This is a genomic window from Mucilaginibacter sp. P4_C11, from assembly GCF_056402115.1.
This window is the reverse complement of the sequence record NZ_JBFUIA010000026.1, coordinates 59,299-82,424: the sequence shown is the minus strand read 5'-3', so window position 1 is coordinate 82,424 and position 23,126 is coordinate 59,299. Positions and strand designations below refer to the sequence as shown.

Genomic DNA, 23,126 nt, shown 5'->3' with positions numbered 1-23,126 from the left:
GCAAATGAAATCATCTGAACCGGAATTCATCGAATTAAAGAATTTTTAGAATTCTGTTAATTCAATAAATTCGACAAATTCCGGTTCAGAAAAAATTACCTACTTCAATTTACCCAAAGCCGCTTTCACCCTCGGCACCAATTGCTCAATATCCTCCAGCGTGCTTGCACCTACAGATGCACGGAACCAGTTAACCGAATCATCTGTACCGAAGGCCGAGAACGGCACCAGGGCAACTTTGGCTTCTTTAATAAGGTAAAAGTTAATATCAGCCGAATCCTTTAATACATGCCCATCGGGTGTGGTTTTGCCGGTGTAATCAATTTTAAGGGTAAGGTATATAGCGCCCATTGGGGTTATAGAATCTACCTGGAAACCTTCGGCTTTCAATGCCTGGAAACCTTCATGCAAGGTTGTTAAGCTGGCGCGGATTTTTTCTTTCAAATCATCAAGGTAAGTGTCTACAGCAGTGGTATCTGTAATAAAATGAGCCATGGCAACCTGCTCGGCCTTTGGCGACCATGCACCCATGTGGCCAACAATGGCTTTCATATTATCAATAATATTTGCCGGGCCAAAACCCCAGCCTACGCGTACACCTGTAGATGCAAAACATTTAGATGCACCATCAACAAATACGGTATATGGCCTTAACTCGGGGCGCAAAGTAACCGGATCATAATGTTTAAAATCGCCGAAGGTTAGTTGCGAATAAATTTGATCGTACAAAAGGTACAACGGCTTTTCGCCGGCTGCACGGCTTTTGTTTTCGGCAATTACCAGGTCGCAAATTTCTTCCAGGTCTTTTTTATTAAACATGGTGCCTGTTGGGTTCAGGGGCGAGCAAAGCGCCAATAAAGTTGCGCCTTTTAAATGCGGTGCAATTTCATCTGCCGTAGGCATAAAATTATTTTCGGGCTTGGTTTCAACAATAATGGCTTCGGCACTGGTAAGGTCGCTGTAGTGGTTATTGTTCCATGATGGCGCCGGAAAAACAACCTTATCGCCCGGATCAACCAGGGCCAGAAAGGTTGAGTAGATCAATGGACGCGAGCCGCCCGAAATCAATATCTCGTTAGCTTTATAGTTTAAACCCATGCGGCTGCTTAAAAATGCCGATACACTTTCGCGCAGGTTAAGCATACCATCAGCCGGCGGATAGTTAGTTTGGTTGTGGTTATAAGCATCAACAATACCGTCTTTTAGGTCGGCAGGGATGGGATAAATATTGGAGTCGAAATCGCCAATAGTTAGGTTGGCAATATTTTGCCCCTGGCGTTTTAATTCATTTATCTCGCCCGCAATCTTAATGATCTCCGAGCCGCGTAAATTTTGAGCTAATTTAGAAACACGCATGTTGTGGATTTTATGAGCGGCAAATATAGGGGGAAAAAGGTGAAAGGCTAAAGGTTAAAGGCGAAAGGTGAAAAAAGTGAAAGTCAGCAGGCTAAAGGTGGTTATTAGGGGATCAGGCTAAAATTGGCTTAAAACAAAAAAGCGAAAAGCCAATCCAACCAGATCACTTTTCGCTTTTATATATGGGCAAAAAACCTTTTACCTTTCGCCTTTATCCTTTTACCTTCTATAAATATGCTTTCCTCAGCCTGATGATATGCATCCAGTGCATTACTTTCATTACTGGGTAAACCGGGTCAATTTCAAACCATTTGGCGCCGAAGTTGGCACGGTTAGGGCGTTTGTGGTGGTTGTTCTGGAACAATTCGCCAAGCATTAAAAAATCAAACGGAGTGGTGTTTTTTGATTTGTCGCCGTTATCAAAATTGGCATAACCATATTTATGACCGCACCAGTTAACAATAGCGCCATGTATAGGGCCCATTAAAAAATGAACCGGAATTAACAGATAAAACCAAGGTGAAGTAGCGAACACCACGTAAAAAGCAATATATAAAACGCCGAATGCCAGGCGCGAAACCATTGACGAACCAATGTAATCAACCGTACGCCATTCCGGAATGTTTCCTTTAAAGCGTTCTTCGGGATCTTTTAATCTTTTTTCGTGCATGCGGTAACTTTTGGCCGTATACACCATCATCTGGAAAACATCCCTGAAAAAATGTGGCGAATGCGGATCCTTCTCGGTATCGCTGTATGCATGGTGCTCGCGGTGCATAATAGCATAAGCACGCGGGTTTAAAAACGATGAACCCTGACAAATGAACGTCAGCAGATAAAATGTTCCCTCAAAAAATTTGTTGGTAGTGAACATTTTATGAGATGCATACCTGTGTAAAAAGAACGTTTGGAAGAAGAGCGACAGGAACCAGTGCCCGATGAAGAAAATTATTATTACCACTGAATTAGAATGATTAGAATGAACTGTTATTTATAATCTTTCCAAAGATACGATTAAAACGCATAAAAAGTTTTACCCTATTTGTTTTTGAAATTATTTTATATCCAATAAAGGTTGCTCACGTATATATAAACGCCCTTTTTGCCTGAAATATTTTTTTTGCTTTGTTGCTGTAATTCAAATTGTTGAGTCGGCAATTGGCGTATTTATTACCTGTCGTCAAAATCTTCGCAAATGGTAACGGTCATAATTGGGGGGCGTTACTGTAGTTTAATTTGTATGCCCTCGCAGTTGCTTTGCTTATGTGTAAATAATTGTAACAAATTTATTACTTACTATTGAATGAACTTTGCTGCTTTAAAATGCAATCGTTCAACGATCTTTGAGATCATTCTGAGCCATGCCGGATGCTGCCCGGGAGTGCGGTATTGTAATTTCGCGCTATGAATCAACTATTTACCTCCTCAATGAAGCCCTGTTTATCAAATAATCGTCATTATTGCCGGGATATTATGGAGGCATGAAATATTTTGTAAAAATACCGTTTTCCGGGGATAACCTTTTAATTTAACGTTGCGTATAAAGCGTATCGATTTAAGCGAATTATGACAATTAACACTAAATCCGTGAGCGTATTATTGGTTGATGATGATGAGATCAATAATTTTATCTCTATCAAATTAATAAAGAAAGCTTTATTAAATACCGAGATTATGGCCTGTTTAAATGGTAAATTTGCTATTGATCAGTTGTCTGAAATTCAGCGAAAAGATCCGGCCAAGCTGCCCGATTATATCTTGCTGGATATTAACATGCCTATTATGAACGGCTGGGAGTTTTTAGACGAGTACAAACGTTTAAACCTCGATCCGCTGGGCAAAAGCAAAATCTTTATTATTTCATCATCAGTTTTCAGCAACGATATCAACAAAGCACGCTCATACCCACTGGTAAAGGATTTTATAAGCAAACCCCTAAACGTCGAAAAAATTAAAGAGCTTTTTGAAGTTCAGCCACAAGACTAAGCAGGCGTTACTTTAAAGTGTTCGCCACCATCTTCACTGCTTACATTGCCTATAGCAAATGTTTTGGCGTGATAAAACAGGCAGGTCCATCCTTCTTCGGATGCTAATTTTCCATATTCCTGGCGCAGTTCCATCGCTTTGCGCCCATCCATATCATATTTAGCTATAAACTTTCGTATCAGTTGCTCTGGTTCGGGGAGTTCGTCGCCGCCAAACAGCGCTTTCGTGCCTTCCATATCTATCCAGAATACCTGGTGATTGGGGCAATGCCCTCCTGATAGCTCATAACGGATACCGGGAATCAATTCGCCGCTGCCCTCTAAAAACGTTATATCTACGGTGCCATCAAGGGCTTCAAAAATCTCTTTATGGTATGATGATGATTTGCCCGTAATGCCAAATTCCCATTCTCCTTTTTGTATTACGTGCCTGGCCTGCGGAAAGCTGGGTTCCAGTTTGCCGTTGCGCTCAACCACCAAACCACCCGAATGGTCATAATGCAGGTGCGACATCAACACCAGCGTTACATCATCCGGATCGAACCCCGCGTTGCGGATATTCTGGTGCAGCAGCAATTCATCGCGGGTATCTTTAAAACCAAGGCCGGTATCCAGCACAATAAGGTGATGCGTGGTTTTTATCAGGAATGGGTTTACATGGATGAACAATGAACCAGGGCGGTCCCTGAAATTGTCGGTTTCGGGGTTAAAGGGGATGAATTTTTTAGTCGAATCAACTGAATATGAGCCTTCTCCTAACGCGAAAATTTCCATAGCTGCGATGTGTCAGATTTTGAACGTAACTTTGGCCGTTTAAAATGCCAAAAATTATATTTACTGTTATAAAAGCTGCAAAGATATGAATAAACGTTGGGCGATAAGGGATAATGCCGATGAGGATTTGGTAAGCAAATTATCTGCCGAACTGAATATTGATACCGTTTTAAGCAGCCTGCTGGTATACAGGGGGATAAGTGATTTTGAAGGTGCCCGGTACTTTTTCAGGCCCGATCAGCGGCATCTGCATGATCCTTTTTTGATGAAGGATATGGAGGAAGCGGTTATACGTATTGAAACCGCCATTGCCGCCGGCGAAAAGATACTGGTTTATGGTGATTACGATGTAGATGGTACTACCGCCGTTGCCACTGTTTATAGCTTTTTTAGCAAGCAGTATAAAAACATGGAATATTATATTCCGGATAGGTATAAAGAGGGTTATGGCATATCAACCCAGGGGATTGATTATGCGGCCCAGAATGGTTTTAGCCTTATTATAGCACTTGATTGCGGCATTAAATCGGTTGATAAAATTGACTACGCCAATACCCTGGGGATAGATTTTATTATTTGCGACCACCACTTGCCCGGTGCTCAGTTACCTGCCGCCGTAGCGGTGCTTGACCCCAAACGTGCCGATTGTGAATATCCTTATAAAGAATTATCGGGCTGCGGCATTGGCTTTAAGCTGATACAGGCTTATGCCGAAAAAAATGGCATCCGGTTTGAAGCCGTGCTCGAATACATCGACCTGGCCTGCATCAGCATATCGTGCGATATTGTACATATCACCGGTGAAAACCGGGTGCTGGCACACTTTGGCCTGCAAAAAATAAATACCAACCCATGCATTGGCGTAAAAACGCTGATTGAAGTTGCTGGTAAAACTCCGGGAAACCTAACCATATCTGATGTGGTGTTCCTGATAGGCCCCCGAATTAACGCTGCCGGCCGTATTGATGATGCCAAACACGCGGTTGAATTGCTGATAGCCTGCGATGAAAAAGCGGCTAAAGAAAAAGGCATGATGATAAACTCCCGTAACCAGGAGCGGAAAGGCCACGATTTAAATATTACCGACGAAGCCCTGGAGATAATTGACAGTGACGAGGTGCTGATAGGCAAAAAATCAACAGTGGTATTTAATAAGGATTGGCATAAAGGCGTTATTGGTATTGTGGCATCGCGCCTTACCGAAAAATATTATCGCCCCACTATTGTGCTTACCCAATCAAACGGGCATGTGGCCGGTTCGGCACGCTCTGTGCTGGGTTATGATCTTTACGAGGCGCTTTGCGAGTGTAAAGATCTGCTCATTCAGTTTGGCGGGCACAAGTACGCGGCCGGTTTAACCATGCTGCCCGAAAACGTTGAGGCGTTTAAAGACAGGTTTGAAGAAGTGGTGAGCGCTACGATATCTCCTGAACAATTGATTCAGCAGATACAAATTGACGCCGAATTACGTTTAAGCCAGATAGAACCGAAATTTTTCAGGATATTGAACCAGTTTGCGCCCTTCGGGCCCGAAAACATGGCGCCGGTTTTCATAAGTAAAAATGTGTATGTTAGCGGTAATGCAGGCCTGGTGGGGCAGGCACATATTAAAATGGCTGTAATGCAGGAAGGTACGGCAGTCTTTGATTGTATTGCCTTTAACCACGGCGAATACCTGCCGCAATTAAAACCAGGCGTGCCCTTTGATATTTGCTACAGTATTGAAGAAAACATTTGGCGCGAACGAAGAAACATACAGTTGAATATAAAGGGGATAAGGTTTTAAAAGTCAAAATTAAAAATTCAAAAGTCAAAATTTTGGCTGGGGATTGGCGAACGAATGGCGGATATCGCATGGCGGCGACGACTCTCCCCGACAACCCCGATAAAATATCGGGGCGTCTGCCCCTATCTCCGACTGCGTCGCATAGAGCGGCGAAAAAATAAAAAATGGGTTTTACCCTCTTTGCGGCGTAAGCCGGAGAGAGGGTCGGCCAGCGCAGCGTAGCCGGGTTGAGTTGTGACCAGCGTTCAAGTCGGAGTAAAACGCGTTAGGGATTGAAGTGGATACCGGGCCGTGACTAAGGCCTGCAGGCGTATGAACGCAAAGCCCGGCCGGAGGAACGCCCGGGTTAAAGTCAAAATTAAAAATTCAAAAGTCAAAAATTTTGGCTGGAGGATTACAAGATATAGGTTGAAAGCAAAGGTAAAGCGACAGGTTTTTACTTTTGAATTTTGACTTTTGAATTTGAAAAATGATACTACGAGCAGAAAATTTAGTAAAAAAGTACAAACAGCGCACCGTTGTTAACGATGTATCGTTTGATGTGGCGCAGGGCGAAATTGTGGGTTTGTTGGGGCCAAATGGCGCCGGGAAAACTACATCGTTTTATATGATAGTTGGGTTGATAAAACCTAACGAAGGCACTATTTTTCTGGATGATAAAGATATAACCCAGGACCCTATGTACCGCCGGGCGCAAAAGGGTATAGGGTACCTTGCACAGGAGGCTTCGGTGTTTCGCAAACTATCTGTTGAGGATAATATTAAAGCTGTGCTGGAGATGGGCGGCATGCCTAAAGACAGGCAAAAAGACAAGCTGGAAGAATTAATTGACGAATTTAGCCTGCACAAAGTGCGCAAAAACCGGGGCGACCTGCTATCCGGCGGTGAGCGTCGCCGTACCGAAATTGCCCGCGCCCTGGCAGCCGAGCCTAACTTTATTTTGCTGGATGAGCCTTTTGCCGGGGTTGACCCTATTGCGGTAGAAGAGATACAGGCGATGGTAGCCAAGCTAAGGCACCGCAACATAGGCATCCTGATTACCGACCACAATGTACAGGAAACACTGTCAATAACCGACCGCGCTTACCTGCTTTTTGAAGGTAAAATATTAGAATCAGGCGTGCCCGAGGTATTGGCCGAAAATGAGATGGTGCGGAAAGTATATTTAGGTGCTAACTTTGTTCTGAAGAGAAAAGTATTCCCCCAATAATAAACCAGCTGTATGACAATATTTAACTCCGTATTTACATGGTTCATGAAAAAGCGCATTCACCAGATTGAGCTTTTTATGAAATATCCCAACGAAGTACAGGAGGAATGGTTTGAACAGCTGATATCTATGGCCGAGAGTACCGAGTGGGGCCGCAGGTATCAATACAAAAGCATCGAAAACCTTACCCAGTTTAAGGAGCGGGTACCTATCCAAAATTACGATACGCTGAAGCCCTATATTGAGCGCATGCTCAAAGGCGAAAAAAATGTGTTGTGGCCGTCAGAGATCCGCTGGTTTGCCAAATCATCGGGGACAACTAACGACAGGAGCAAGTTTATCCCTGTGAGCGAGGAAGCCCTGGAGGAGTGCCACTTTAAGGGCGGAAAGGATGTGCTTACCATTTATTTTAACAACCAGCCCAATGCCCGCATGTTTACCGGCAAGGTACTTACGCTGGGCGGCAGCCACCAGGTGAGCACCATAAACCCGGATGCTTCATTTGGCGACCTATCGGCGGTGATCATGAAGAACCTACCCCTTTGGGCCGAGCTTCACCGTACACCGCAACTGGAAATTGCCCTGCTGGATAACTTTGAAGAAAAATTAGAAAAAATAGCCCAGGCCACCAAGGATGTAAACGTAACCAGCATTGGCGGCGTACCTACCTGGAATTTGGTGCTGTTTAAACGCATATTGGAAATAACCGGCAAAAAAAACATGCTGGAAGTTTGGCCCAACCTGGAAATGTATTTTCACGGTGCGGTTAATTTTGGCCCTTATCGCGACCAGTTTAAAGCGTTAATTCCCAGCGATGACATGTATTACCTGGAGAATTACAATGCATCCGAAGGCTTCTTCGGCATCCAGGATACCCGCGAACCGGGCGACATGCTGCTGATGCTTGACTATGGTATTTTTTACGAGTTTTTACCGTTGGAAAACCTGCACGATGAAAACCCGCATACCCTTACGCTGGATGAGGTGGAGCTTGATAAAAACTACGCGCTCATCATTAGCACCAATGCCGGGCTTTGGCGCTATATGATAGGCGATACCATTAAGTTTACCTCTTTAACGCCTTTCCGCATCCGGGTAACCGGCCGTACCAAACATTTTATTAATGCCTTTGGCGAGGAAGTGATTATTGACAATGCCGAGCAGGCCCTGGAAGAGGCCTGCCAGCAAACCGGCGCCGTCATTTGCGAGTATACTGCCGCGCCTGTTTATTTTAATGGTAAAGATTGTGGCGCCCACGAGTGGATAATTGAGTTTGAAAAGAGACCTAACGAGTTTGAACGTTTTGTGGATATCCTTGATGAAACCCTCCGCCGCATTAACTCCGATTACGATGCCAAGCGTTTTAAAGACCTGGCCCTGCGCCGCCCCATAGTACGCCGCGCCCCCGAAGGCACTTTTTTTAACTGGATGAAAGAAAAAGGTAAGTTAGGCGGCCAGCACAAAGTACCCCGCCTGGCTAACGACCGCGAGTACGTGGATGCCATTTTAAAGGTGATGGAACTGGTGGTGGAATAGAGCCAAGAAGTTAGAATCAAGAGGCAAGACAAAAAATAAATAGTTGAATCTCCCGCGAAGTTAGCGTTGCGTAACTCGTGGGTAAAACTGGTTGAAGCCTTTGGCTTCAGTTGAACTAAAAGCTGAAATCATGCTTAGCCACGAGTTTGAACATCGCGGCAGTTCGTAAAACCTGCCCCGCCCTTTCCCTCGGACTTATCCCTCCCAAAACGTCGTTAAATCTTATAGCCCAATTTACCCCCTTAGGTCATAGAAATATCGCTGTTAAAATTAAACTGTGACGCAAGCGTATCATAATTATTTTTTACGTTTTAAAAATCCTTTAACCCCGCGCTTAAACCTATATTTTTAATTTATTGTTCATGTGATACAAGCGTATCAAAACTTATGTAATATACTATATATCAGTTATTTATGTAAGTTTTATTTGTTTATTACATTTTAAATAGCCTATTTTTGATTTGTAATAATAAACCATACATAAGCCTGTATTCCTGAAAAACTAGTTTGAACGATGCTGTTTTGCCTGCGTTCAATTGAGGGTGTTTTAAACATTAGTTAAGTTGGTAAAGCGATTTAGCAATGCGTAACAGGCCTTTTGCCTTGGATTTTTTGTGCAATCAATTAAACCAAATAATAAATTTTATGAACATTAACTACTATTTAAAGCGGCTTGCAGCCCTCACCCTGCTACCTGCGGCCTTGCTGTTTTCCTGTAAAAAGGATGCCAACACCGGCGAAGCCAAAGCACAACAAACCAACAGCACGGTAGCCCGCGCCGCCAACGAAGTTGTAAACGCCTGGGTAACCACGGCCGATCAGTCAAAACTGTTACAGGCGCAGGCGAGCTTCAATTTTGCTGCCGATGCAGGCACCAACGCCACGACCGTAACTGTTGACGAAAATACCACCTACCAGGGCATAGATGGCTTTGGTTTTACCCTAACCGGCGGCAGCGCCAGTTTATTGAACGGGCTGGGCGGCAACCAGGCTGCCGTTTTAAGCGAGCTTTTTGGCACGGCAAACGGCCAGATAGGTATCAGCTATTTACGTATCAGCATTGGCGCATCTGACCTTAGTTCGGGCGATTTTACTTACGACCAGGTGGCGGGCGATGTAAACATGAACAGTTTCAGCATCAGCCAGGAAAATACCGATATGCTGCCCATCCTCAAGAAGATTATCGCCATCAATCCATCCATCAAAATTATAGCTACCCCCTGGACGGCCCCAACCTGGATGAAGGTTAATACAACCGGCAACAACGGCTATACCGGCGGCAGCTTAAACACTGCGTACTACGACGCTTATGCCCGTTATTTTGTAAAATACCTGCAGGCCATGCAGGCACAGGGTATCACCATTGACGCCATTACACCGCAAAACGAGCCGCTTAACCCATACAATAACCCAAGTATGGTGATGCAGGCCAGCGAGGAAGCTACTTTTATAAAAAATAACCTTGGTCCGCAGATAAGGGCGGCCGGTTTTGCTACCAAGATCATCGCTTATGACCATAATACCGATAGGATTGACTATCCGGAGGCTGTTTTGGCCGATGGTGGTGCAAACCCTTATGTTGATGGATCGGCGTTTCACTTATATGCGGGCTCAATTGCTTCTTTAACCGATGTGCATAATGCATACCCTAACAAAAATGTGTACTTCACCGAGCAATGGGTTGGCGCGCCAAGCAATTTTGGCGGCGACTTGTCATGGCATGTTAATAACCTGGTTATTGGTGCTACCCGCAACTGGAGCCGCAACGTTTTGGAATGGAACCTGGCGGCCGATGTTAATTATAACCCGCATACAGCCGGAGGCTGCAGCACTTGCCTGGGCGCCATTACCGTAAGCGGAACATCAATAACCCGCAACGTAGGTTATTACATTATTGGCCACGCGGCACGTTTTGTACGGCCGGGCGCTGTTCGCATTTCATCAAACGTATCGGGCAGCATCCAGGACGTAGCTTTTAAAAACTCCGACGGCAGCAAGGTACTTATCGCCCTTAATACCGGCTCATCTGCGGTTAGCTTTAAGGTAAAATGGGGTGCCGAGTCATTTACCTACTCGTTGGCAGCCGGCGCGGTGGCTACCTTTAAATGGAGTGGTACCCAGTCAAGCGGTTCATCAGGTGCTCCAATAGGCTCGGTTATTACGCTGAAGGGTATAAACAACCAGTATGTAAGCAGCGAGAACGGCACAGCCGCCATGAACTGCAACCGCCCTACCGCATCGGCATGGGAGCAATTTACCGTGGTTGATGCCGGTGCCGGTAAAATAGCTTTACAAGGGATGGGTAAATATGCATCCAGCGAAAACGGCACGCAAGCCATCACCTGTAACCGCACCACTATTGGCGATTGGGAAAAATTTGACTGGGTAGTTAACGCCGACGGCAAAATATCACTACGGGGCAATAACAGCAAGTATGTATCCAGCGAAAACGGAACGCAAGCGATGACTTGCAACCGCGCCACGATATCGGGCTGGGAAGCTTTTGGGGTGAACCAGTAGAAAACGTATAAAAATTGTCATTTCGAGAGAGCGGGGTGGGGATGTGCGGGAGCGCGAAAGAGAAACTGTCTCTTGAGCGATAGCGAAAAATCTTGTACGCTGTGCATTCCGATAGGCTTTTTTGGATGCAGGGCGTACAAGATTTCTCCTCGCCCCTGTGCTCATTCCGACGCTGGCTCGTTCGAAATGACAATCTTTTCATTTAGTACTAACAATACGCAATCAATCAATTATAAACAAATACCAATCTAATGAAATCAATTCTAAACTTAAAAAAGGGCGCTTTCGCAATAGTTGCCCTGGCTGCTTTGGCCATTTCCTGTAAAAAGGATGCCAACAAGCAAACACCCGCCACCATCGCCGCTGCCGAAACTAATCAAACTACCACACCCAGGGCGGCAACACTTGTTTGGAGCGATGAGTTTAACGGCACCGGCGTTAACACCGCAAACTGGAATATTGACAATGGTAACCCCAATGTTAATAACGAGAAGGAGTATTATCAGTCGGCAAATGCTACAGTATCCGGCGGTTTTTTAACCATTACCGCCCGTAAAGAAACCGTGGGCGGCCAGCCCTATACCTCGGCTAAGCTGACTACTGCCGGTAAATTTCAGCCAACTTATGGCCGTATTGAAGCCAGTATAAAGCTGCCTGCAGTACAAGGTACCTGGCCGGCATTCTGGATGCTGGGCGCCAATATAGGCACCGTAGGATGGCCCCAATGCGGCGAAATTGACATTATGGAACAAGTTAACACCTCCAACACCATATTGGGTACCATGCACTGGTATGTTAACGGCCACTCGCAATATGGTGGCAGTACTACTACTACGCCAACCGGTTTCCATACCTACGCGGTAGAGTGGGATACCAATTCTATCAAATGGTATGTAGATAATACGCTGTATGTTACCGGTAATATTGCAGGCAATATCAACAATACAGGCGCTTTCCATAACCCCTTCTTTATTATCCTTAACCTGGCCATAGGCGGCGACCTGCCCGGCAACACCATTAACGATGGCGCTTTGCCCTGCAATATGGTGGTTGACTATGTGCGGGTATACAATCTTTCGGGCAGCAGCACATCGCCGCCAATTGGATCGAACATCACCCTGAAAGGATTTAACAACCAATACGTAAGCGGCGAGAATGGTACACAAGCCATGTGGTGCAACCGCCCAACCGCCCAGGCCTGGGAAACTTTTACCGTAGTGGACGCAGGCGGCGGCAAGGTAGCCCTGCAAAGCATGGGCAAATATGTATCGAGCGAAAACGGTACGCAAGCCATCACCTGTAACCGTACCACCATTGGCGATTGGGAAAAATTCGACTGGGTACCTACTTCGGATGGGAAGGTTACCCTGAGAGGTAATAATGGCAAATTTATTTCGAGCGAAAATGGCACGCAGGCCATGACCTGTACCCGTACAACGGCATCGGGCTGGGAATCATTTGGCATAAATCAATAGTTAACATTTATATTGGCCTGTTCCTTTGCGTAGGGCAGGCCAATTTTTACCTGATGAAAAAGTTTACAAGCTTTTATTTTATACTGATGATTAGCGCCTGCCTGGTTCATGCGCAACAGGTAGCAAACAAACTGCAAGTTGATGTTGGCACCGGTTACCGGCAGGAGAACTTTCGATGGTCTATATCGGGCAATATCAGCGGTCAAAACCCCAACGTGCTTTCGGAACTTAAATGGATGAAGGTTGGCGGCCAAAATGCAGCCGCATCCATCAGCTATAACTTTTGGAAACGATTTGTTGTTTACGGCGATTACTCGCGGCAGTTCATATCCTCGGGCACGGTAAACGATAGCGATTACGGCTCCGATAACCGCAGCAACAATACCTACAACCAAACCTTCAATGCCAATAAAGGCAGCGCCAGTTTGTGGAACCTGGGTGCGGGGTATATCATTTTTAATAAATATTGTTTTAGCATAACCCCTTATATTGGTTATGGCGAGAATAAAGAGTTTCTCCGCCTGCTTAACCGGGCCGGCATGTTTCCGGATTTGAACAGTTCTTATTCCCCTCAATGGAAAGGCGGCTTTTTTAAAGTTGTATCGTCGGTAATAATGGCTCCCAAATTAAAGTTCAAGGCTGATGTTACCTACCACCAGGTAAGTTACAACAGCAACGGCAACTGGAATTTGATCACCAGTTTTCAGCACCCGGTAAGTTATCGCCACCATGCCAATGGTTATGGCATTGAAGCCGGTGGCAAATTGAGTTATAATATCACCAGTCACCTTGCCATCCAAATTAGCGGCAGCTATTTTACCTGGCAAACCGGCAACGGCACCGATCAACTTTACCTCAATAACAGCCAAATTGACAAAACGCAATTGAATGGTGTGTCGCGGGTTGGTTTCGGGGTATCCGGAGGGGTGAGTTTGGGGTGGTAAAGGAGCATCAACGGTATGCCGGCAGTGTGGCGCAGGTGGGGTAAATAATTACAGATGCAGTGCAAGCTGATCGCCTGGCCCGGCCTCTTTTTCTTCTCTTTGCTTCGGCACAATATCACCAAAATTTGACAGCGAAATCCCCAGCAACCGGATGCGGGTATCATCGCCTGGATTGGTGGCTGCCATCAATTGTTTTGCTGTATTGCATATCGTCTCCAAATCATTAAAAGCCGTGGTGAATGATTGGTTTCGGGTGATCTGTTTAAAATCGCTGTATTTTACTTTGAGGGTGAGCGTTCGGCCCTTTAGTTCATATTTGAGTAGGCGGTCATATACCACCAATGCAATTTTATCCAGTTCGGCTTCCATTTCGGGGAGGGTGGTAAGGTCATAGGCAAAAGTATCTTCTGCACCCAGTGATTTGGTTTCGCGGTGGGGTTGTACTTCCCGGTTATCAATCCCGCGCACTATCTGGTAGTAAAAGCGGCCTGGTTTGCCAAAATGCCGGGTCATTTCATCCTCGGTTAGTTTTTTAAGGTCGGCTCCGGTATGCAGGCCCATCTGCTTCATTTTTTGTGCGGTGACTTTGCCTACACCAAAAAACTTTTCGACAGGTAATTGCTCCATAAAGCTTTCTATGCTTGACGGGCCGATAAACTTCAATCCATCGGGCTTGTTAATATCCGAAGCGATTTTGGCTACAAATTTATTGATAGATACACCGGCGGAGGCCGTAAGGTTAAGTTCATCCTTTATAGCTTGTTTTATCTGTTTGGCTATATCAATTGCCGAGCCGATGTTGAGTTTATCGTTGGTAACGTCAAGGTAGGCCTCATCTAAAGATAAGGGTTCAATCAGATCGGTATACCGGCTGAAGATCTCCCTGATATGTTGCGAAACCTCTTTATATGCGGCAAACCGCGGCCGAACAAACAGGGCATCCGGGCAAAGCTGTAAAGCCCTTTTTGATGACATTGCCGAACGTACCCCAAACTTACGGGCCTCGTAACTTGCCGTGGCCACCACACCGCCACGGCCCTGGGGTAAACCGCCTACCACCAGAGGCTTACCCCTGTACTCCGGGAAATCCCGCTGCTCAACCGATGCGTAAAATGCATCCATATCAATATGGATAATTTTGCGGATGATTTGTGTGGGTTGATTTTGCATGGATAATTTAGTGGCCGTTACACAGAAGTATACCAAATGTAAATATAGTAAATAGTAGTTTTTACTGGTCTTGTTGCTTCCTGTAGTTGCCGGCAGGCGATGGACTCAAATTTGTAAAACATATAGTTTTAGCGGTGAACAGACGGAGGATTAATACTATATTTAAACTTTCAATTATACCTTCATGAAAAGACGCTCTTTTGTAAAATCAACCCTAATGGGTGCTGTAACCGCAACCGTTTTACCCGCTGTAAGTAACGCTGATACCATGCATACCGAAGTGCCAATAGAAGAATATTATGAACTCCGGGTTTATAGTTTAAAAGATGCAAGTCAGCAGAGCTTGGTGGAAGATTATTTGCAAAATGCATTAATACCAGCGTTAAATCGTCACACCATAAAGCGGGCCGGTGTATTTACCGAACTAAAACCCCAGGGGCAAACTAAAGTGTTTGTACTTATTCCTTATGTCTCCACTTCCCAAATTGATAGGGTTCAAAAACTGATCAGCGGTGATAAAGACTATATTGCCAGCGCTGCCGCTTACCTTAATGCCCCGGCCACCGCGCCTGCTTATGAACGGATAGAAAGCTCCCTTTTTAAAGCATTTCCTCATACGATACTAACTGCTGCGCCCGGAAGGAAGCCGCGTATTTTTGAATTGCGCCAGTACCAGAGCGCCAGCGAAGCAGCCGGCAAAAAAAAGATAGAAATGTTTACCGACCAGGGCGAAATAGATATTTTTAAACGTCTTGGTTTCAACCCCGTTTTCTGGGGCGAAACAGTGATCGGCCCCCAGCGGCCCAACCTCACGTACATGATTACCTTTGATGACCTGGCCGCTAAAGATACCCATTGGAAAGCCTTCGGCAGCGACCCGCAATGGAAAAAGATAAGCAGCGTACCCGAATATGCGGATGCCCTACTCGTAAGCAAAATAACATCAACTATGCTGGCGCCCACAGCTTATTCGCAGATATAAGGCAATAAGTTACCTGCCGCTGGTTTTCTTTTTTGAATAAGTATGCCTTACCAACGGCTTTATTAATTGGTGATCTTGCCGGGTGCCGTTTTTAACCGGCCTAACATTATCTGCATCAGTTGCTTTATAAGCTAATGGAATCCATTCAGGGTTCAGCGTATTTGAGCAGTTCAAAACAGTTGTTTTTTAGTGTGGGCGGTGAAAATTAACAGGCAATAATTCATACAAATAAAACGAATTCCACGAATAATGCTGTGGAAAACAATGTAGAAACTGTTTTTTATGTTGATATATAGTACAAATTTACCGGCTTCCTTTTGTATTTCCAAACCGCCTTTAATTCATGCACAAATGCTTACAAAAAGGTAATTAATTCACACTTTTCGGTAACAAATGCGATATTTATTGATACAAATAGTACATTTATTTACACAAAAATAAAACGGAGATTTTTTGCGCAAAAGTTCAGAAAAGGCAAGCCGAAAAATCGGGTATCTTCTGTTTTATAAAACATAGCAGTTTAAACATATAACTACTACGCTCGAAATTTTTAATTGCTTTAAAAACAATTTTGTCATTCGATAGTAATCATTAATCAATCGATTAATGATTTGGCCCTGAACCTCTTTGATTAATCAATCGTTTGATTAATTTTGTGCCGTTAAAACAATGGACAAAGATAAAATAGACAAAAAAGACCACATCCTTGACGTCGCCGAACGCGTGTTTGCCGACTATGGATTTGATGGGGCTTCTACCCGGACAATTTCGGGCGAGGCCGGTGTTAATATGGCTATGCTCAATTATTATTTCGGTTCAAAAGAAGGCCTTTTCCTGGCAATTTTTGAACGCAAAATCTCGTCATTCCGCACACTGCTTCAAAATATTGGTAATGACGACAGCATGACAGCCTGGTGTAAGCTTGATAAATGCATCGACAATTATGTAGAGCGCATTATTGTGAACAACTGCTTTCAAAAATTGATCAGCCGCGAAATATCAATGAACAAACGCTGGGGACTTACCGATAAGATAATCGAAATTCTGATGGTAAACGTTGTCGAGATCAGGAAGATAATTGAAGAGGGCGTTAATAATGGCAGCTTTTATCAGGACATTGATATCCCGATGGTAATAGCAACCATATTCGGCACAAAAAATTACGTGATCAACATGCCGCAGTTATCATCCTTAATATTGGGCCACGATGTTCGTGACGAAAAATTTATGGAAGAAGATCTGAAGCCAAGGATTAAAATATACATGAAAAGACTTTTAAAAGCTTATTTAGTAAATGAACATGACAACTCAAAATAATAAAACCGACCACCTTAAACTGTTGAAACACACAGTTAGCGCGTTTTGGAGGTATGGCACCGCCCTGGCGGTATCAGGTTTGCTGTTTGCAGGAACAGCAACGGCCCAGGACCGTACTATTACTTTAGATGAGGCCATTAAGCTGGGCCTTGATAACAGCAAAGTATTAAAGCTATCGCAGGCCAAAATTGACCAGGCTGTATCGCAATACAACCAGGCTAAAGACCAGGCTTTGCCTACCGGTAAAGTAAGCTATGGTTACAACCACGCCGAAATACCTGCCAATAAACTTTCGCTTGGCGAAAGCAGCTTCAATTTGCCTGATAGGGCCGATGCTTACCTGGGTATACTATCATTAAGCGAAGTGCTTTACGCAGGTGGTAAATACAAATATGCCCGCGAATCGACAGATTTGCTTACCCAGGCTGCCCGATTGGATGTGGTTAATGATAAAGACCAGATTACTTACGATATCATCAACTCATACTACAACCTTTATAAGGTGCTGCAAAGCAAAAAAGTAGTAGCGCAAAATTTAGCAACCATCGATGCGCAGATCAAACAATCGCAAAGGTTTTTTGACCAGGGATTGGTTACCAAAAATGATGTGTTACGTTTTCAGTTGCAACGTTCAAATGTTGAGCTGAATGGTATCGACCTGGAAACTAATCGTCGTATCATCAACTATAGTCTGAATGTTTTGTTAGGCTTACCCGAAGGCACCCAGCTTAATATAGATCAGATAACCGAGGTTGACAGGCCTGTTGCCCCTTTAAGCAATTACCTGGATACAGCTTATGCAAGCCGTGTTGAATTGCAGCAGGCAGATTTACGTGGCAAAGTTGCCGAAACCAGCATCAAAAACATACAGGCTAACACTTTGCCTACATTGGCAGCATCAGGAAGCGCCTATTATGTGGATGTAAACTCAAACCCGATTCCTAAAAGCGGGCAGTTTATAACCCCAATATCAGTTGGCTTAACCCTTTCCTGGAACTTTGGCAACTTGTGGACAAACAAAAACAAGGTTACCGAAGCTAAAATTCAGCGCGAGCAGGTAACCATCAACAAAACCATCACGGTTGACCGCATTAAAAACGAAGTAAACCAAAACTACCAGAACTGGACAATGGCTTTGGATAAGATTAAGCTTTTACAAACCTCAATTGAACAAGCGGGCGAAAATAATAAGATACTCGAATCAAAATACAAAAGCAATATAGCATCAGCTACCGATAGGGCCGACGCCGAAACATTGCTTTACCAGGCACAAATAAACCTGGAGTTAGCTAAAGCCGATGCAGGCCTGGCTTACTACACTTTACTAAAATCAACAGGAAAAATCAACAACAAATAATACTTAAACCAGATAATAAAATGGCAAAGGCACAAGAAACACAGGAACAGGAACCAAAAAAGAAACCAAATAAAGTTATCCCTATCATATTAGGCGTATTGCTTCTTGGTGGTATCATTTTCGGTATCAAAGAGTACATATACTACGGCAAGCACATTGATACAGATGATGCGCAGGTTGATGGCGACATAAGCCCGGTAGTTGCCCGCGTAGGCGGATATGTTGACTCTATTTATTTTGAAGAAAACAGCCACGTAACTGTTGGTCAAACTTTAGTTAAAATTGATGACCGCGATTACAAAGTGAAATTAGAACAGGCCCAGGCAGCCCAGGTTGGTGCAAGCGCAGGTATCAATGTAAATCAATCGCAGATTTACGCTACACAGGCAAACTCATCAAGCGCAAGAGCGCAGGTTGAATCAAATGCTGCCCGTTTAGATAAAGTGCAGAAAGATTATGCCCGTTATGCAAACCTTATAAAAGACGGATCGGTAACCCAGCAACAATTTGACCAGGCTAAGGCCGATCTGGATGTGGCTAAAGCAAACTTAAGGGCATCGCAAGACCAATACAAAGCAGCGGTTGAGCAAATTGGCACCACCCGCAGCCAGTTAAAGGTTACTAATACCGGCGTAAGCCAAAAGCAGGTTGATATTGATTATGCCAAACTGCAATTAAGCTACACCACTATAAAAGCGCCATCAAGCGGTTTAGCCGCCAAAAAAAGCGTACAGTTAGGCCAGTTGGTACAGGCAGGGCAAACCTTGTTTAGCGTTGTTAATGATAACAGCTTATTCATAACCGCCAACTTTAAAGAAACCCAGCTGAATGATATGAAAAACGGCCAGAAGGTTGATGTTGAGGTTGATGCCTACCCTGATATGAAGGTACAAGGTACAGTTTACAACTTTAGCCCGGCAACCGGCGCCAAATTTTCATTGCTGCCGCCAGATAATGCTACCGGTAACTTTGTAAAAGTAGTGCAACGTGTACCTGTTAAAATTAAATTAAACGCCTCAAAAGACGTACTTGACAAATTGCGCCCAGGTATGAGCGTAAAAGTTTCTGTAATTAAAGGAGAATAAAATGGCTGAAACAGGCTTTAAAAAATGGATCATCACCATCACGGTTATCATAGCTTCATTGCTGGAGCTTATTGATACCACGATTGTGAACGTATCCCTGCCCGATATACAGGGTAACCTTGGTGCTACCCTTGAAGATATTGCCTGGGTGGTTACCGGTTACGCTGTAGCAAACGTAATTGTGCTCCCTATGTCGGGATGGCTGGGAAGCAGGTTCGGGCGCAAAAATTATTTCATAACTTCCATTATCGTGTTTACCATCGCCTCGTTTTTATGCGGTAATGCCACAAACCTTAATGAGCTGGTTATGTTCCGGATACTGCAAGGTATTGCAGGTGGGGGGCTAATATCAACCTCACAGGCCATATTAATTGAAACATGGCCACGCGAACAAATTGGAACCGCCACAGCGCTATTTGGTTTAGGTGCGGTAGTAGGGCCAACTGTAGGGCCTACCATTGGTGGTTATATTACCGATCACTCATCGTGGCGGTGGATATTTTATGTGAACATTCCGGTTGGTGCCCTGGCAGCGTTTTTTGCCTACACCTTTGTGCGCGAAACGCCTAAAGACGAAAAAGGGAAACCTGTTGACTGGTGGGGCATTGGCTTACTGGCTATAGCTGTAGGCAGCTTGCAAACCATTTTGGAGAAAGGTGAATCGGAAGATTGGTTTGCAACTCCTTACATTACGGTATTAACTATCTCTGCAGTATTAGGATTGATCCTGTTTATATGGCGCGAGATGAGTATTAACTACCCGATAGTAAATTTTGCAATATTAAGGCACCGAAGCTTTGCTGTGGGGATGTTTACATCCTTTGTGCTTGGTTTTGGGTTGTATGGGTCGGTGTTTGTGTTCCCGGTATTTTGCCAGAATTTGTTAGGTTTTACAGCACAACAAACAGGCGAGATCCTTTTCCCCGGTGGGTTGTGTACCATTGTAATGATGCCCTTTATTGGTAAGATGCTCAATAAGGGTATTCCGGCACAGTTTATGGCCACCGCGGGTATGTTTCTGTTCTTTGTATTTACCACAATGCTCAGTAACTCCACCATGGCAATGGGGCCGTCTAATTTCTTTTTGCCGTTAATGATCCGGGGCGTAGGTATGGCCTTGTTATTTGTACCCTTAACCACGTTGGCCATTGCCGACTTGAAAGGGCCCGAGGTAGGGCAAGGAACAGGCTTAAACAACATGATGCGCCAACTGGGCGGTTCTTTTGGTATCGCTACGCTAACTACCATTATCCACGTACGCCAGGGCGTGCATCGTAGTAACCTGTTAACAAATATTACGGCAACCAACCCGGCATTTATTGAGCGGTTTAACGCTTCGTTACACAACTTTATGGCCAAGGGGCACTCATTAATTGATGCTACCCGTATGGCGTATGGCGCCATTGAAGGCGCGTTAACCAAACAGGTGCTGTTGTTGACTTATGACGATGCTTACTGGATATCGGGACTGGTGATGTTGTTTTCAATCCCTTTGCTGTACCTGCAGCCATTCAGGAAATCGAATGCAAAAATGCCGGTAGACGCGCATTAAAATTCATAACGATAAAAGCCGTTCCACTATTACCTGGAACGGCTTTCCCCAAAAAAAATTAACAATTAAAATTTAATAACTCTCCCCGAGATACAATTGATTTTCAATAAAAATAAGTGTAATCGAGGTTTGTTTAATCTTAGGCATAAATTTAGAAGTTTTTAATTAACAAACGCAAATTTTATTAAGTAATAAACTGTTATTTATGAAAAAAGCATGAAATTATTAAATCTCATGCTTTTTTTATGCTAAAATACTGTTGATACTTAAAAAATAACTTTCCCGGTAGCTGTAACTAACGACGCAATACGTACCGCATCAAAAATCCGCTCTTCGGTTGTGGCTAATTTGATCAGCGAATCTTCATGGGCGTTTACACACATTTCGCAGCCATTTACAGCGGAAACAGCCAGGCTCATCAACTCAAAAAACTCTTTTCCGGTAACGGGTTTCATCATCAGCTGCATGCGGATGCGTGCCGGGATTTGAGTGTATTTTTCTTTCTGCGTAAAATGCCTGAACCTGTAAAATACATTATTTGAAGCCAGCAATGATGCGCACCCTACCGCTTCACCAATTTCGGCGGCGGTAGCTTCCTGTACTTCGGCGTATTTGGTAAAGTAGCTGGTAAGCGGCGTATTATTGTTATTAACCGCTATAGTTAAACCTAATAAGGCGCATTCTTTAGCCGTTAAATGGGCCGATGTAAGTGTGCTGGTAAAATTCAGTTTCAAGTCGCGTAAATAACGAGATTCGCCTTTTTCTAACAGGGTAAGGCTGGTTGTACGGTAATCTTTATCTAATCCAATACTTTCCAGTATTTCCTGGATCACTTCGGTACTTTCGTTCATGGTGTTTGTTTTTATGCTTAAAGCAGAAAGCCGAAGGCTTAAAGCTTTAAAGTGAATTTAATCCGTGTCGTCATTGCGAGGTACGAAGCAATCCCCTACATGCTAAGTCCCACATAGTTCGGGATTGCTTCGTGCCTTATAATGGCATGATTTTAAGCTGTTGATTATCAGAGTTGTTTTTTAATGTAAAGACGCAATACTTTGCGTCTCCCCCAGGATATTCAAAATTTACAGGCTCAATTTGCATGTGTGATTTGCATGCGGCAGACGCAAAATGTTGCGTCTCTACAAAAGCCCCGTTTACAATTATGTCATTCCTTTTTTTTCAAGCATAGGCTGGTGGGCACTCGCCATCACGGTCTGCTTTTTGACGGTCTGTTTTAGCTTTAGGCTTTACGCCTTAAGCTTTCAGCTTATTCCCGGCTTACAAAAAATCCCCGCACAATAAATTAACTGTACGGGGACATATGTAGTAGGGGGAATTAAACAGTTAGTGTTTCCTGGCCTTTTTCCCAGTTACATGGGCAAAGTTCGTCGGTTTGTAAACCATCAAGCACACGTAAAACTTCTTTAACGTTACGGCCTACGCTTAAATCGTTAACAGAAACCCAACGGATAACGCCGGTAGGGTCAACAATGAAAGTAGCGCGGTAAGCAATCTTTTCAGTTGGCTCCAATATGCCCAAATCTTCGGCTAATGATTTTGAAGTATCGGCAAGCATCGGGAATTTCAAATCGCGCAAGTCGTCATGATCGCGTCTCCAGGCAGCGTGTACAAATTCCGAATCTGTAGAAGCACCAATTAAACGGGTTTCGCGATCGCGGAACTCGCCATAGTTTTTGTTGAACTCAGCAATTTCAGTTGGGCACACAAAAGTGAAATCTTTTGGCCACCAGAACATTACTGTCCAAACGTTATCATCATTCACCAAATACTCAGAAGTAAGTGTTTCAAACTCTTTTCCTTTTTCAAGGCTAACTACGGCCGTTTTAGAAAACTGGGGGAATTTTTGTCCTATCGTTAACATAAGTGTCTTTTTGTTATTATTTATGCAAATATACTGATTTAAAAGTCAGCCTCTCATTCTAAAAATCTATACCATATAGATTTTATTGATAGTTAATTTTTAAGAAATTTGTTTTGTCTATTTAGGTAAAATGCCCATTGATATACTTCAATATATGCGCGATTAAACAAGGACGAAGTCGAAATTTAAAGTTTTACC

At 44.0% G+C, this 23,126-nt stretch carries 19 protein-coding genes; 12 read left to right on the top strand and 7 right to left on the bottom strand.

Annotated features, from left to right (window positions below):
• Positions 1–99: 99 nt before the first annotated feature.
• Positions 100–1,356 (bottom strand): pyridoxal phosphate-dependent aminotransferase, encoded by a 1,257-nt coding sequence (locus tag AC1DU2_RS22065; protein WP_477386912.1) that lies wholly within the window; start codon positions 1,354–1,356, stop codon positions 100–102.
• A 226-nt stretch (positions 1,357–1,582) separates the two neighbouring features.
• Positions 1,583–2,317, bottom strand: coding sequence for an acyl-CoA desaturase (locus AC1DU2_RS22060; RefSeq protein WP_477386910.1), 735 nt, complete (start codon positions 2,315–2,317; stop codon positions 1,583–1,585).
• A 605-nt stretch (positions 2,318–2,922) separates the two neighbouring features.
• On the opposite strand from AC1DU2_RS22060, the gene AC1DU2_RS22055 reads away from it, so the two are divergent.
• On the top strand, positions 2,923–3,342 hold the full coding sequence (locus tag AC1DU2_RS22055; RefSeq protein WP_147053777.1) for a response regulator: 420 nt from the start codon (positions 2,923–2,925) through the stop codon (positions 3,340–3,342).
• Here AC1DU2_RS22055 and AC1DU2_RS22050 read toward each other — a convergent pair.
• Positions 3,339–4,115: an MBL fold metallo-hydrolase gene (locus AC1DU2_RS22050; protein ID WP_477386908.1), complete on the bottom strand. Its 777-nt coding sequence runs from the start codon at positions 4,113–4,115 to the stop codon at positions 3,339–3,341. The two genes, AC1DU2_RS22055 and AC1DU2_RS22050, sit on opposite strands and share 4 nt — an antisense overlap.
• Before the next feature lie 85 nt (positions 4,116–4,200).
• Between AC1DU2_RS22050 and recJ the strand changes: the two genes are divergently transcribed.
• From recJ to AC1DU2_RS22020, 6 genes are all read left to right on the top strand, one after another.
• Complete coding sequence (gene recJ / locus AC1DU2_RS22045; protein WP_477386906.1) at positions 4,201–5,901, top strand: single-stranded-DNA-specific exonuclease RecJ; 1,701 nt, start codon at positions 4,201–4,203, stop codon at positions 5,899–5,901.
• Between the two features lie 469 nt (positions 5,902–6,370).
• Positions 6,371–7,111 (top strand): LPS export ABC transporter ATP-binding protein, encoded by a 741-nt coding sequence (lptB, locus tag AC1DU2_RS22040; RefSeq protein ID WP_147053774.1) that lies wholly within the window; start codon positions 6,371–6,373, stop codon positions 7,109–7,111.
• A 12-nt stretch (positions 7,112–7,123) separates the two neighbouring features.
• Positions 7,124–8,647 carry a GH3 auxin-responsive promoter family protein gene (locus AC1DU2_RS22035; protein WP_477386904.1) on the top strand — a complete coding sequence of 508 codons (1,524 nt, stop codon included), beginning with the start codon at positions 7,124–7,126 and terminating at the stop codon, positions 8,645–8,647.
• Between the two features lie 645 nt (positions 8,648–9,292).
• Positions 9,293–11,167 carry a glycoside hydrolase family 30 beta sandwich domain-containing protein gene (locus AC1DU2_RS22030; RefSeq protein ID WP_477386902.1) on the top strand — a complete coding sequence of 625 codons (1,875 nt, stop codon included), beginning with the start codon at positions 9,293–9,295 and terminating at the stop codon, positions 11,165–11,167.
• A gap of 251 nt (positions 11,168–11,418) precedes the next feature.
• Positions 11,419–12,642: a family 16 glycosylhydrolase gene (locus AC1DU2_RS22025; protein WP_477386900.1), complete on the top strand. Its 1,224-nt coding sequence runs from the start codon at positions 11,419–11,421 to the stop codon at positions 12,640–12,642.
• Between the two features lie 53 nt (positions 12,643–12,695).
• Entirely contained in the window at positions 12,696–13,586 is an 891-nt protein-coding gene (locus AC1DU2_RS22020; protein WP_477386898.1) for a hypothetical protein, read from the top strand.
• A gap of 48 nt (positions 13,587–13,634) precedes the next feature.
• Here the strand turns inward: AC1DU2_RS22020 and dinB are convergent, their stop codons facing one another.
• The gene (dinB, locus tag AC1DU2_RS22015) at positions 13,635–14,756 is read right to left on the bottom strand and encodes a DNA polymerase IV (protein WP_477386896.1); all 1,122 of its coding nucleotides are present in this window, start codon (positions 14,754–14,756) and stop codon (positions 13,635–13,637) included.
• A gap of 184 nt (positions 14,757–14,940) precedes the next feature.
• Between dinB and AC1DU2_RS22010 the strand changes: the two genes are divergently transcribed.
• Positions 14,941–15,738, top strand: coding sequence for an NIPSNAP family protein (locus AC1DU2_RS22010; RefSeq protein ID WP_477386894.1), 798 nt, complete (start codon positions 14,941–14,943; stop codon positions 15,736–15,738).
• A gap of 9 nt (positions 15,739–15,747) precedes the next feature.
• On the opposite strand, the gene AC1DU2_RS22005 is transcribed toward AC1DU2_RS22010, so the two are convergent.
• Positions 15,748–15,912, bottom strand: a complete 165-nt coding sequence (locus AC1DU2_RS22005) for a hypothetical protein (RefSeq protein ID WP_477354514.1) — start codon at positions 15,910–15,912, stop codon at positions 15,748–15,750.
• 495 nt (positions 15,913–16,407) lie between these two features.
• Here AC1DU2_RS22005 and AC1DU2_RS22000 point away from each other — a divergent pair, with 495 nt between their 5' ends.
• From AC1DU2_RS22000 to AC1DU2_RS21985, 4 genes are read left to right on the top strand one after another with little or no spacing between them, the layout of a single operon-like run.
• Positions 16,408–17,055 carry a TetR/AcrR family transcriptional regulator gene (locus AC1DU2_RS22000; protein ID WP_477386892.1) on the top strand — a complete coding sequence of 216 codons (648 nt, stop codon included), beginning with the start codon at positions 16,408–16,410 and terminating at the stop codon, positions 17,053–17,055.
• Positions 17,039–18,412 carry a TolC family protein gene (locus tag AC1DU2_RS21995; protein WP_477354508.1) on the top strand — a complete coding sequence of 458 codons (1,374 nt, stop codon included), beginning with the start codon at positions 17,039–17,041 and terminating at the stop codon, positions 18,410–18,412. The genes AC1DU2_RS22000 and AC1DU2_RS21995 overlap by 17 nt, the downstream gene beginning before the upstream one ends.
• 20 nt (positions 18,413–18,432) lie before the next feature.
• Positions 18,433–19,497 (top strand): HlyD family secretion protein, encoded by a 1,065-nt coding sequence (locus AC1DU2_RS21990; RefSeq protein ID WP_477386890.1) that lies wholly within the window; start codon positions 18,433–18,435, stop codon positions 19,495–19,497.
• Position 19,498: 1 nt separating this feature from the next.
• A complete protein-coding gene (locus AC1DU2_RS21985) occupies positions 19,499–21,049 on the top strand; it encodes a DHA2 family efflux MFS transporter permease subunit (RefSeq protein WP_477354502.1) in 1,551 nt (516 codons plus the stop codon).
• A gap of 266 nt (positions 21,050–21,315) precedes the next feature.
• Here the strand turns inward: AC1DU2_RS21985 and AC1DU2_RS21980 are convergent, their stop codons facing one another.
• Together AC1DU2_RS21980 and AC1DU2_RS21975 are read right to left on the bottom strand one after the other, a co-directional pair.
• Positions 21,316–21,900, bottom strand: a complete 585-nt coding sequence (locus AC1DU2_RS21980) for a carboxymuconolactone decarboxylase family protein (RefSeq protein WP_477354499.1) — start codon at positions 21,898–21,900, stop codon at positions 21,316–21,318.
• 482 nt (positions 21,901–22,382) lie between these two features.
• Positions 22,383–22,928, bottom strand: coding sequence for a peroxiredoxin (locus AC1DU2_RS21975; RefSeq protein WP_477386888.1), 546 nt, complete (start codon positions 22,926–22,928; stop codon positions 22,383–22,385).
• Positions 22,929–23,126 lie beyond the last annotated feature (198 nt).

Coding starts and splice junctions, on each gene's coding strand:
- AC1DU2_RS21990 (WP_477386890.1), top strand. CDS start 18,433: ATGGCAAAGGCACAAGAAACACAGGAACAGGAACCAAAAAAGAAACCA.
- AC1DU2_RS22025 (WP_477386900.1), top strand. CDS start 11,419: ATGAAATCAATTCTAAACTTAAAAAAGGGCGCTTTCGCAATAGTTGCC.
- AC1DU2_RS22055 (WP_147053777.1), top strand. CDS start 2,923: ATGACAATTAACACTAAATCCGTGAGCGTATTATTGGTTGATGATGAT.
- AC1DU2_RS21975 (WP_477386888.1), bottom strand. CDS start 22,928: ATGTTAACGATAGGACAAAAATTCCCCCAGTTTTCTAAAACGGCCGTA.
- AC1DU2_RS22020 (WP_477386898.1), top strand. CDS start 12,696: ATGAAAAAGTTTACAAGCTTTTATTTTATACTGATGATTAGCGCCTGC.
- AC1DU2_RS22010 (WP_477386894.1), top strand. CDS start 14,941: ATGAAAAGACGCTCTTTTGTAAAATCAACCCTAATGGGTGCTGTAACC.
- AC1DU2_RS22000 (WP_477386892.1), top strand. CDS start 16,408: ATGGACAAAGATAAAATAGACAAAAAAGACCACATCCTTGACGTCGCC.
- AC1DU2_RS22050 (WP_477386908.1), bottom strand. CDS start 4,115: ATGGAAATTTTCGCGTTAGGAGAAGGCTCATATTCAGTTGATTCGACT.
- lptB (WP_147053774.1), top strand. CDS start 6,371: ATGATACTACGAGCAGAAAATTTAGTAAAAAAGTACAAACAGCGCACC.
- AC1DU2_RS22035 (WP_477386904.1), top strand. CDS start 7,124: ATGACAATATTTAACTCCGTATTTACATGGTTCATGAAAAAGCGCATT.
- AC1DU2_RS21985 (WP_477354502.1), top strand. CDS start 19,499: ATGGCTGAAACAGGCTTTAAAAAATGGATCATCACCATCACGGTTATC.
- AC1DU2_RS22030 (WP_477386902.1), top strand. CDS start 9,293: ATGAACATTAACTACTATTTAAAGCGGCTTGCAGCCCTCACCCTGCTA.
- dinB (WP_477386896.1), bottom strand. CDS start 14,756: ATGCAAAATCAACCCACACAAATCATCCGCAAAATTATCCATATTGAT.
- recJ (WP_477386906.1), top strand. CDS start 4,201: ATGAATAAACGTTGGGCGATAAGGGATAATGCCGATGAGGATTTGGTA.
- AC1DU2_RS21995 (WP_477354508.1), top strand. CDS start 17,039: ATGACAACTCAAAATAATAAAACCGACCACCTTAAACTGTTGAAACAC.
- AC1DU2_RS22065 (WP_477386912.1), bottom strand. CDS start 1,356: ATGCGTGTTTCTAAATTAGCTCAAAATTTACGCGGCTCGGAGATCATT.
- AC1DU2_RS21980 (WP_477354499.1), bottom strand. CDS start 21,900: ATGAACGAAAGTACCGAAGTGATCCAGGAAATACTGGAAAGTATTGGA.